This window comes from Stenotrophomonas sp. STEN030, from assembly GCF_056759995.1.
In genome coordinates this window covers 1-9,351 of the sequence record NZ_JBRREB010000090.1, presented here as the reverse complement: position 1 = coordinate 9,351, position 9,351 = coordinate 1, and the positions used below count along the sequence as shown (strand labels likewise).

Annotated in this window: 9 protein-coding genes; 4 read left to right on the top strand and 5 right to left on the bottom strand. The window is 63.7% G+C overall.

What is annotated here, in order from left to right:
- Positions 1–364: 364 nt before the first annotated feature.
- Both ACVOLR_RS19435 and pyrE read right to left on the bottom strand, forming a co-directional pair.
- Positions 365–1,078 (bottom strand): hypothetical protein, encoded by a 714-nt coding sequence (locus ACVOLR_RS19435; RefSeq protein WP_481537898.1) that lies wholly within the window; start codon positions 1,076–1,078, stop codon positions 365–367.
- 15 nt (positions 1,079–1,093) lie between these two features.
- Complete coding sequence (gene pyrE, locus ACVOLR_RS19430; protein WP_481537897.1) at positions 1,094–1,753, bottom strand: orotate phosphoribosyltransferase; 660 nt, start codon at positions 1,751–1,753, stop codon at positions 1,094–1,096.
- Positions 1,754–1,950: 197 nt separating this feature from the next.
- Between pyrE and ACVOLR_RS19425 the strand changes: the two genes are divergently transcribed.
- The 3 genes from ACVOLR_RS19425 (at position 1,951) to ACVOLR_RS19415 (ending at position 4,583) form a co-directional block, all read left to right on the top strand.
- Positions 1,951–2,751 (top strand): exodeoxyribonuclease III, encoded by an 801-nt coding sequence (locus ACVOLR_RS19425; protein WP_481537896.1) that lies wholly within the window; start codon positions 1,951–1,953, stop codon positions 2,749–2,751.
- Positions 2,748–4,277 (top strand): AmpG family muropeptide MFS transporter, encoded by a 1,530-nt coding sequence (locus ACVOLR_RS19420; RefSeq protein ID WP_481537895.1) that lies wholly within the window; start codon positions 2,748–2,750, stop codon positions 4,275–4,277. Before ACVOLR_RS19425 ends, ACVOLR_RS19420 begins: the two co-directional genes overlap by 4 nt.
- A gap of 78 nt (positions 4,278–4,355) precedes the next feature.
- Positions 4,356–4,583, top strand: a complete 228-nt coding sequence (locus ACVOLR_RS19415) for a hypothetical protein (protein ID WP_481537894.1) — start codon at positions 4,356–4,358, stop codon at positions 4,581–4,583.
- 194 nt (positions 4,584–4,777) lie between these two features.
- Here ACVOLR_RS19415 and ACVOLR_RS19410 read toward each other — a convergent pair whose 3' ends face one another.
- A complete protein-coding gene (locus tag ACVOLR_RS19410; RefSeq protein WP_481537893.1) occupies positions 4,778–5,902 on the bottom strand; it encodes an anhydro-N-acetylmuramic acid kinase in 1,125 nt (374 codons plus the stop codon).
- Between the two features lie 73 nt (positions 5,903–5,975).
- On the bottom strand, positions 5,976–7,433 hold the full coding sequence (locus ACVOLR_RS19405) for a peptidoglycan DD-metalloendopeptidase family protein (RefSeq protein ID WP_481537892.1): 1,458 nt from the start codon (positions 7,431–7,433) through the stop codon (positions 5,976–5,978).
- A 167-nt stretch (positions 7,434–7,600) separates the two neighbouring features.
- On the opposite strand from ACVOLR_RS19405, the gene tyrS reads away from it, so the two are divergent.
- Complete coding sequence (tyrS, locus tag ACVOLR_RS19400) at positions 7,601–8,815, top strand: tyrosine--tRNA ligase (protein WP_481537891.1); 1,215 nt, start codon at positions 7,601–7,603, stop codon at positions 8,813–8,815.
- 4 nt (positions 8,816–8,819) lie between these two features.
- On the opposite strand, the gene ACVOLR_RS19395 is transcribed toward tyrS, so the two are convergent.
- The coding region (locus tag ACVOLR_RS19395; RefSeq protein ID WP_481537890.1) for a hypothetical protein at positions 8,820–9,351 on the bottom strand (532 nt) is incomplete at its 5' end.

Genomic DNA, 9,351 nt, shown 5'->3' with positions numbered 1-9,351 from the left:
TCGCTCCTACCGTCGCGCCGCACCCACAAGGCACAAGCCAGAAGCCAGAAGCCAGAAGCCAGAAGCCCCCTCATCCGCCCCTTCGGGGCACCTTCTCCCGTAAACGGGAGAAGGGACAGCCCTGGCCTGCCGTTGGCTCTGCTGCAGTTCGCGGACTTTCAGCCGCCCGTGGACTTTCAGTAACTCGCGGACTTTCAGACACAGGGAGCCAATCCCTTCTCCCGCCTGCGGGAGAAGGTGCCCGGAGGGCGGATGAGGGGAAGCTTTTAAACGAAGAAAGCGGCCCTAAGGCCGCTTTCATTCTTAATCCAACAATTTACCGGGAAAGCCCCTGCCGAGCATGGCTCGGCACTACCTACCGCCTTCAGCCCTTGGCTGGTGCTGCGCTGGCAGCAGGTGCATTCGCTGGCGCTCCCGCATCAGCCGGCGCCGCAATCCCCTTGAGCTCGCGATACCGCGCCAAGCTCTCGGCGATCTCAACTTCCAAGGCCTGCCGCTGCTGCTCAAACGCGGTCTGCAGACGCAGCTGCGCCAGTAGTTCGTTGTGACGCTGGCGGATCTCGCCGGCTTGCTTGTCAGGCACCTTCTGCCCGGCGAGCTCCCTGTTGCCGGCGCTGGCGAGCTGGGACGCCAAGGCGCCACGCAGGCTGGTCACGTTGAAGACCGCGGTCTTGACGTTGTTGTCGACAATCGCCGTGCGTTCACTGAACACGCGGCGCAGATCGTCCTCAGTGGCATAAGTGGACAGCATCGCCTGCTCGGTACGCTTGCGCGTGTCCGCCGCCGCTGCGTCCACTTCCTGTTGGGCTTTGGCCAGGGCCGCGTCAGCACGTTCTTCGGCGGTGAGCGCGCGCTGCACATCGGCACCACGGATGCCGCTGCGTGCGTTGAACTCCTCGCGCGCCTTGTTCACCGCTTCCGGTGGCAAGGTGTCCGAACAGATACGCTTGCCGCCCTCATCCCAGCAATACAGCTTCTTGCCAGGATCGGACGGCTTGTTCTGCGCCAACGCCGGCATTGCCAGCGCTGCCAGCATCAGCAACAACGTTGCAGCGGTTTTGGACGGATTCGGCACCATGGCAGCCCCCTGCTATCAGCCTGTCGGATTGCTCCCGTAGCGGCCACGGTAGGCCAGCAACGGTTCGCGATAGCCAACAAGTTCCGGGTTCCCGGACGCGAATGCAAGCAGGTCGGCCAGATTGGCCACGGCAATCACCGGAATGCCGGTTTCGGCAGACACGGCCTGTGCGGCTGAACGGCGGTCTTCTTCCGAGGCGATTTCCTGGCGGTCCAAGGCAACCACGATGCCAGCCGGGATGCCTTTGGCTTCGCGGATGATGGCCAGGGCCTCGCGGATCGCGGTGCCGGCGGTGATCACGTCGTCGACGATCAGGATGCGCTTGCCGGCCATGTCGGCGCCGATCAGGGTGCCGCCTTCGCCGTGGTCCTTGGCTTCCTTGCGGTTGAAGGTCAACGGCAGGTTGCGGCCGCGGTGCGAGAACTCGCAGGCAATCGAGGTAGCCAGCGGGATGCCCTTGTAGGCCGGGCCGAACAGCTGGTCATAGGCAATACCGGCGGCATCGATGGCGTCGGCGTAGCAGTTGCCCAGCTGGGCCAGCGCCAGACCGGTGTCAAAACGGCCGGCATTGAAGAAATACGGGCTTACCCGGCCAGACTTCAGGGTGAACTGGCCAAAACGCAGCGCGTCGGCATTCAACGCCAGCTGCAGGAAACGGGAACGGTGGTCACTCATGTAAATACGCTGTCTTATCGTCTATTGAGGTTCCTAGGGTAAAGCATGGCCCTTGCAATTGCTGCGCTGCGGCTCGGGGTGCGGCTTGGCCGTTCGGCCGAGCCGCTGTCAGGGGATAACGCAGGCCCGGTTTGTCGGCCGCCCGGGTCCGGGCGGTATGCTGTGCCGGTCTTGAGCTTTCCCAATAGCGGTCCTTCATGCGCATCATCAGTTTCAATGCCAACGGCATCCGTTCGGCCACCACCAAGGGCTTCAACGAGTGGTTTCTGGGTCAGCAGGCCGACGTGCTCTGCATTCAGGAAACCAAGGCGCAGGAGTCGCAGCTGACCGACGGGCTGTTCCGCCCGGATGGCCACCACTGCTTCTACCGTGATGCCATCACCAAAAAGGGCTATAGCGGCGTGGCGATCTGGAGCCGGCGCGAGCCCGATGAAGTGCGCACCTCACTGGGCTGGGCACCGTTCGATGATGAAGGCCGTTACATTGAGGCACGCTTCGGCAACCTCAGCGTGGTTTCGTTCTATATCCCGTCCGGGTCCTCGGGCGAGCTGCGCCAGGGCTTCAAGTACGAGGTGATGGAGTGGCTGAAGCCGATCCTGGACGAGTGGCTGGCCAGCGGCCGCGACTACGTCCTGTGCGGCGACTGGAACATCGTGCGCAGCGCGCTGGATATCAAGAACTGGAAATCCAACCAGAAGAACTCCGGCTGCCTGCCGCAGGAGCGCGACTGGATGAACGGCTTCTGCGCCGACCAGGCCGATCTGACCGATACCGCCAACGGCCGTGGCTGGGTCGATGCCTACCGCGCGCTGCACCCGGAAGGTCAGGATTACACCTGGTGGAGCAACCGCGGCGCGGCCCGCGCCAACGACGTCGGTTGGCGCATCGACTACCAGTTCGTCACCCCGGGCCTGCGTGAGCGCCTGCGCGGCAGCTCGATCTATACCGGCCAGCGCTTCTCCGACCACGCCCCGTTCACCGTGGACTACGACCTGTGACTGAAGCGGTAGTGGAGGCCCCGCCGGCCGGGCTGCAACGCCTGCGCCGGTTGTTCGTGATCCTGCTGCTCGGTTTCGCCTCCGGCCTGCCGCTGGCGCTGACCGGCGGAGCCATGCAGGCCTGGCTGACTGTGGACGGCTTGGACCTGGTCACGCTCGGCTTCCTGTCGCTGATCGGCATCCCCTACACCTTCAAGTTCCTCTGGGCGCCGCTGATCGATCGCTTCGACCTGCCGTTGCTCGGCCGCAGGCGCGGCTGGATCGTGCTGATGCTGTTCGCGCTGGGCGCGGCGTTGACCTTGATGAGCACGTTGTCACCATCACGCAACCTGGCGCTGTTCGCGTCCGTGGCGGTGCTGGTGGCCTGTCTGTCGGCCACGCTGGACGTGGTGATCGATGCTTACCGCACCGATCTGTTGGCACCGGCCGAGCGCGGCCTGGGTGGTTCGCTGACCGTGCTGGGTTACCGGCTGGCGATGGTGTTGTCCGGCGGTATTACCCTGATCTGGGCCGAGCAATGGCAGAGCTGGCCGCAGGTCTATCGGGTAATGGCCGGTCTGTCGGTGGCGGTCGGTGTGCTGGCGCTGCTGTTGATGCCGCAGCTGCCGGAGCGTTTCAAGGCACCGGTTTCCAAGGCTGGCGGCGAGCTGCGTGGTTTCCTGGCACTGGTCGCAGGTGTGGCGCTGGGTGCATGGCTGGCGCATCAGGCGCTGGTGATGATTGGATTGGATCCGGACAGCGCGGATCGTTGGGTACGGCTGGTGTTCGTCGTCACCCAGATCGCGGCAGCAATGGTGTTGGGGCTGGGTGTCACCCGCTGGGTGCGGTTCGAGACGCTCAATGCGTCGCTGCGCAGCTATTTCGGCATGCGTGGTGCGGGGGCGTTCCTGGCACTGGTGGTGCTGTACAAGGTGGGCGATGCGTTCGCGCTGAGCCTGTCCACCCCGTTCCTGCTCAAGGGCATGGGCTTCAGCCAGGCTGAAGTGGGTTTGGCCAACAAGACCATCGGCCTGCTGATGACGATTGTGGGCGCCATCGTCGGTGGCTTCTTCCTGCTGCGTCTGCGGCTGTCGACCGCGGTGATTGGCTTTGGCGTGCTGCAGCTGGTCTCCAATCTCGGTTTCTACCTGTTGGCACGGGAAGGGGCAGGAGCCTGGGGCACGGTTGAGGTGCCGGCGTTCAATCTGCTGATCGTCCACCTGGACCATCCCACGCCGATGGACGGCTTGCTGCTGTTCGCCTTGAGCCTGGACAACTTCGCCGGCGGCATGGGCACGGCCGCGTTTGTTGCGCTGCTTAGCGGCCTCTGCGGTACGCGCTTTTCGGCAACCCACTACGCCTTGCTATCGGCATTCGCGACCTTGGGGCGGGTGTTTGTCGGGCCGTTTGCCGGAGTGTTGGCTGACGCCTATGGCTGGCAGATCTTCTTCCTGGTGTCGGTGGTGGTGGGCATGCCCGGCCTGCTGATGGCGTGGTGGCTGCGACGCGAGGTTGACGCCACCACCCATCTGTCGCGCGCTGGCTGATCCACCGCGCCGATTGAATCCTCCGGCGGTGTCGTTGATGATGCCGCCGGGGGATCCACCGACAGTAATGTGGTGCACATGGCCGACGTGACTCTGCGGGATATCGATCCGTTGCTGATGGAGCGCATTCGTCGCCTGTCGGTGGCGCGCGGCTGGACCCGCGAGCAAACCTGTCTGGCCCTGCTGAAGCAAGGCCTGTTCACCAGCGAGCACAATGTGCGCGGCGGATTCGAGGACCCGGAAGTGGACGTCCTCTCCGAAGCCATCAAGGCCCTGCAGGCACTACCAACCGGCAGCGACATTTGAACGACTGTAGAGCCGAGCCATGCTCGGCCGAAGCGTTCCCGGCAATGCCTGAAATGCCTGTAGGAGCGGCGTAAGCCGCGAAGCTGACCTTGCGTCCATGCGGCGTGCATACGGAATGCCTGGAGTGCCGGGCATTTCCGCAACCGGGCCGACCAGTGACTTCGCGGCTTACGCCGCTCCTGCAACCCGTTGGCTCACGCCAGATGAATCGCGCCCAGAATCCTCGGCCCACGTGCGCCACTAACACTGGGCAGGTTGCCCGGCCGTCCAGCTAGCGTCTCCTGCGCCAGCCACGCAAACCCCATTGCTTCCATGTAATCCGGGTCCAATCCGTGCTCGGCACTGGAGCCGATCAGGACGCCCGGTAGCCGCGCCTGCAACCGTAGCAGCAACTGCGGGTTGCGCACCCCACCACCGCAGACCAGCACCCGCCGCGTAGCCGGCAACTGCGTCAGCAGCGCAGCGGCCACCGTGGTTGCCGTCAGCTCCAGCAACGTCGCCTGCACATCCGCAGGTGACAACGAGGCTGCACCGAGCTGCGCCTCCACCCATTCCAGATGGAACTGCTCGCGACCAGTGCTCTTCGGCGGCGGCAGCGCAAACCAAGGCTCGGCCAACAAGCGTTCCAATAGCGGCGCATCCACCTGGCCACTGGCCGCAAACGCCCCATCAGCATCAAACGCATGACCAAGATGGCGCTGGCACCAGGCGTCCAGCAAGGCATTGGCCGGGCCGGTATCAAAACCGCGGATGCTGCCATCGCGGGCAATCAGGCTCAGGTTGGCGATGCCGCCGAGATTGAGCACCGCGCGGTCTTCATCGGCGCTGCCCAGCATCGCCAGGTGGAAGGCCGGCATCAGTGGCGCGCCATGCCCGCCAGCGGCCACATCGCGGCGGCGGAAATCGGCCACGGTGGTGATGCCGGTCAGCTCGGCAATACGGTTGGCGTCGCCGATCTGCCAGGTGAAAGCCGGGTTGCTCAGCGGGCGGTGACGGATGGTCTGGCCATGCGAGCCGATCGCCTGCACCTGCGCGCGCTGTACCCCTGCGTCTTCCAGCAACCGGTTGGCGGCAGTGGCGAAGGCGATGCCAACACTGGCGTCCAGTTGCCCCAACGCATCCATCGATGCGGGCTCGCCACCTTGGCCCAGCGCGATCAATGCATTGCGGGTCGCGCCATCCCAGGCATGCGTGTAACCGTGTACGAAGCGGCAGCCGCCACTCTGCGGAAACTGCACCAGCGCCGCATCGATGCCGTCGGCGCTGGTGCCGGACATCAAGCCAAGAAACAACGGCAGCTGCGGATCAACAGAGGTCATGGCGGTCGCTGAAAAGAAACGGGCAGGGAAGCTTCAAGCTCCCTGCCCGTGTCGTCAACGGTGTTGCGTCGGCTCAGCCGCGCTTGCCACCGGCTGCCGGTGTGGCAGCAGCAGTCTGGGTTGCTGCTGGCTTCTTGCTGTCGCCGGCATCGGCGTAGATCAGTTCTTCCATGCCCTGGATGCGCGCCATCGCCGGTGCGGTCTGCGCGCGGAATGCGGCCAAGTCAGCCCCCTGCAGCGGCTGCGGCGGCGGCATCGTCACCGACAGCGGGTTGCGGTGCACGCCGTTGACGCGGAATTCGTAGTGCAGGTGCGGGCCGGTCGACATGCCGGTGGAGCCCACATAGCCGATCACCTGGCCCTGGTTCACGCGCTGGCCGGCGCGGTAGGGGCCAAGCCGCGACATATGCCCGTACAGGGTGGTATGACCGCTGCCGTGGTCGAGGATCACCACGTTGCCGTAACCGCGCTGGGTGCCGGCGAACTGCACGCGCGCGTCGCCGGCGGCCATGATCGGGGTGCCGGTGCGGGCGGCGTAATCCACGCCCTTGTGGGTGCGCATGGTGCCGAGAATGGGATGGCGGCGGGTGCCGAAGTTCGAACTCAGGCGGGCGAACTGGATCGGCGAACGGATGAAGCTCTTCTTCAACGAACGACCATTGAGGTCGAAGTACTCCGACTTGCCGGCGCGATCAAAACGGAAGCCGGTATAGGTCTTGCCGCCGGTCTGGAAGGTCGCCGCCAGGATCTTGCTGGTGTCGATGCGCTCGCCTTCGCGCCAGGTTTCGTCCAGCACCACGCTGAAGCGGTCGCCCGGCTGCAGGTCCTTGGAGAAGTCGATGTCGTACTTGAAGATTTCATCGGTCATCGTGGCGATGGCCGACGGCGACAAGCCAGCCTTGCGGGCGGCGTTGTACAGCGAACTGGTGATTTCACCGCTGGCCACCACGGTGCGGGTGCTGGTTGCACGCTCGCTGACCTTTTCGCGGATCTGCTCGCCCTGCAGGCTCAGTTCCACACGGTGATTGGCATCGCGGTCGAAGCGGATCGTGCGCAGCGCGCCATTGACCGGCAGGTCGAAGGCGATTTCCGCACCCGGGCGCAGCTTGGTCAGTACCTCGCGGGTGCCGGGATGATCGAGCACCTTCTGCATCGTGCTGGCCGGCACACCAGCAGCGGCGAACAGGTCACTCAGGGTCTGGCCGCGCTCCACCCGCTGGATCTGCCAGCTATCGCCCGGGGTTTCGCCGCGGCGCGCCAGAGACAGTGGCGGCAAGGGCAGGGCAAGCGTGGAATGCGCCGACGGCAGGTTGCTGTCGATGGAATTGGAGAAACCGGGAACGATCGTGGCCGCCAACGCACCGATGGTGACGAACAGGCTGGCGTGGATCCAATGCCGCCGGTTCCAGCGTTCGTTGAACGCGGCGGGTAGATGTTCCTTCAACTTCCGATGCAGGGCGTTGTCGTGCAGGACATGCAGTCTTTCCTGGAAGCGCTGTTTGCGCGCGGAGCCATGATCGGGTTGGGACATCGGTCGGTTCTCTGGTCGACCCGGATCGCGGGCCCAAACGCAGGTAACATAGACACCTATCAATACCGCGTCAAACCATTGAGCCGCATGGCTTTTCAATCGGTTAACGTGGTTAACTTGTACTTAACACCATTCATGTTTTTGACTGCGAAGTCGGGAGTTTTAGCGTGTCCTCGATTGATGAAGCCCTTGCCCTGATCGGTCGCGGAGCCGACGAAATCCTCAAAGTGGAAGAGCTGCGCCAGCGTTTGGAGAGCGGCCGCCCACTGCGTGTAAAGGCCGGCTTCGACCCCACCGCACCGGACCTGCACCTGGGCCACACCGTATTGCTGAACAAGCTGCGGCAGTTCCAGGACCTTGGCCATCAGGTCATTTTCCTGATCGGCGACTTCACCGGCATGATCGGCGACCCGTCCGGCAAGAGCCTGACCCGCAAGCCGCTCAGCAAGGAAGACGTGCTGGCCAACGCACGCACCTATGAAGAGCAGGTGTTCAAGGTGCTGGACCGCGAGAAGACCGAAGTCCGCTTCAATTCCGAGTGGTTCGGCAAGATGAGTGCGGCCGACATGATCCGCCTGGCCGGCCAGCACACCGTCGCCCGCATGCTCGAGCGCGACGATTTCGCCAAACGCTATGCCGCCCAGCAGTCGATCGCCATCCACGAATTCCTCTACCCGCTGGTGCAGGGCTACGACTCGGTGGCACTGGAAGCGGACGTCGAGCTCGGCGGCACCGACCAGAAGTTCAACCTGCTGATGGGCCGCGGCCTACAGGAACACCACGGCCAGAAAGCACAGATCGTGCAGACCATGCCGCTGCTGGAAGGCCTGGACGGCGTCAACAAGATGTCCAAGTCGCTGAACAACTACATTGGCATCAGCGAGCCGGCCATCGACATGGTCACCAAGACCATGAAGGTGGACGACACCTTGATGTGGCGCTGGATCGAGCTGCTCAGCTTCGACATCTCCATTGACGAGGCCAAGCAGCTGCGGGCCGACGTCGAGGCCGGCGCCATCAATCCGCGTGAGATCAAGCTGCGCCTGGCGCGCGAGCTGACCACCCGTTTCCACGATGCCGCCGCCGCCGAACAGGCGATTGCCGGTTGGAATGCTGCAGTGACCGGGCAGGGCGACATCACCCAGCTGCCTCTGCAGGAAGTAGTCATTCCGGCCGAAGGCCTGCGTATCGGCGCTCTGCTGACCGCCGCTGGCCTGACCCCGAGCAACTCCGAAGCCTCACGCAAGCTCAAGGAGCGCGCGGTAAAGGTGGATGGCGAAGTGGTCGAAGACGCCCAGGCCGTATTGCAGCCCGGCTTCGAAGGCCTGTTGCAGGTGGGCAAGCGCACCTTCGCCCGCGTCCTGCTGGTGGCAAGCGCATAAGGGCTCAAAGCCCCGAATGACTAAAGCCCCTCTCCCGCACGCGGGAGAGGGGTTGGGGTGAGGGCAGAGCGAGGCGGAGTTGTTCCAGCGCCATCGCAAACCCAGTCAGCCCATCTGGAGAGCATTGCCCCCGCACACTAATAAGGTGCAAACCAAGCACTCCCCGCTTCTCCAGCGGCCCAATGAACGAAAGTTGGAAAAAACCTCCAGCAACCCCTTCACAAACCCCGCAAAGAAGCACATACTTCACCTCCCCCGACGCAGGGGCCTCGCAAGAGGCGCAAGCGGAAGGAAAGCTTGAAGTCACCGCCTCGAAATGAGGTGTTGACGAAGCAGAAAAGCCACCATATAATGGGCGGCTCGCTACGACGGAAACGTCGCAGCCTACGAAGAAGGCGCTGAGGCCTGATTCGAAGTTCTTTGAAAGTATGCGCAGGTATCTTGTGAGGACGCCTGCAGGAATGGATGACTGTCCATCTTGCAGACGTTTAATCAAGCAATGATTCAATTGTTTTAATGCAAGCGAAACGTTGCCA

What these genes read in the sequence shown, in the direction of transcription:
- ACVOLR_RS19435 (WP_481537898.1), bottom strand. Translation starts at nt 1,078, where the DNA reads ATGGTGCCGAATCCGTCCAAAACCGCTGCAACGTTGTTGCTGATGCTG.
- ACVOLR_RS19415 (WP_481537894.1), top strand. Translation starts at nt 4,356, where the DNA reads ATGGCCGACGTGACTCTGCGGGATATCGATCCGTTGCTGATGGAGCGC.
- ACVOLR_RS19425 (WP_481537896.1), top strand. Translation starts at nt 1,951, where the DNA reads ATGCGCATCATCAGTTTCAATGCCAACGGCATCCGTTCGGCCACCACC.
- ACVOLR_RS19405 (WP_481537892.1), bottom strand. Translation starts at nt 7,433, where the DNA reads ATGTCCCAACCCGATCATGGCTCCGCGCGCAAACAGCGCTTCCAGGAA.
- ACVOLR_RS19410 (WP_481537893.1), bottom strand. Translation starts at nt 5,902, where the DNA reads ATGACCTCTGTTGATCCGCAGCTGCCGTTGTTTCTTGGCTTGATGTCC.
- pyrE (WP_481537897.1), bottom strand. Translation starts at nt 1,753, where the DNA reads ATGAGTGACCACCGTTCCCGTTTCCTGCAGCTGGCGTTGAATGCCGAC.